Source organism: Neobacillus niacini, assembly GCF_000759675.1.
GTDB classification, from domain to species: domain Bacteria; phylum Bacillota; class Bacilli; order Bacillales; family Cytobacillaceae; genus Neobacillus; species Neobacillus niacini_A.
Genome location: NZ_BAWM01000114.1, coordinates 136,114 through 136,534 on the forward strand (window position 1 = coordinate 136,114; position 421 = coordinate 136,534).

Below are 421 nucleotides of genomic sequence, written 5' to 3' on the forward strand. Positions count from 1 at the left end.
ATTTGTAAGTTAAAGAATGGTCGGGAAGACAGGATTCGAACCTGCGACCCCTTGGTCCCAAACCAAGTGCTCTACCAAGCTGAGCTACTTCCCGATAAAATATGGCGCGCCCGAAAGGAGTCGAACCCATAACCTTCTGATCCGTAGTCAGACACTCTATCCAATTGAGCTACGGGCGCATTATTTTATTTGTAAGTGTTTTTTCTTTAAAAAAATAACTCTGGTTATTTTCGCTATCGCGAAAAAAACTTGGTGCCGAGGACCGGAATCGAACCGGTACGGTAGTCACCTACCGCAGGATTTTAAGTCCTGTGCGTCTGCCAGTTCCGCCACCCCGGCAACATTGGAGCGGAAGACGGGATTCGAACCCGCGACCCCCACCTTGGCAAGGTGGTGTTCTACCACTGAACTACTTCCGCAT

General features: G+C 49.2%; 4 tRNA genes. All 4 read right to left on the reverse strand.

What is annotated here, in order from left to right:
- Nucleotides 1-17: 17 nt before the first annotated feature.
- The 4 genes from TR08_RS24875 to TR08_RS24890 all read right to left on the reverse strand — a co-directional run bounded on the left by TR08_RS24875 (nucleotide 18) and on the right by TR08_RS24890 (nucleotide 419).
- Nucleotides 18-94: transfer RNA gene (locus tag TR08_RS24875), tRNA-Pro, on the reverse strand.
- A gap of 8 nt (nucleotides 95-102) precedes the next feature.
- A tRNA-Arg gene (locus TR08_RS24880) sits at nucleotides 103-179 on the reverse strand.
- A gap of 71 nt (nucleotides 180-250) precedes the next feature.
- Nucleotides 251-339: transfer RNA gene (locus TR08_RS24885), tRNA-Leu, on the reverse strand.
- Nucleotides 340-344: 5 nt separating this feature from the next.
- Nucleotides 345-419 (reverse strand) — tRNA-Gly (locus TR08_RS24890).
- Nucleotides 420-421: the final 2 nt, after the last annotated feature.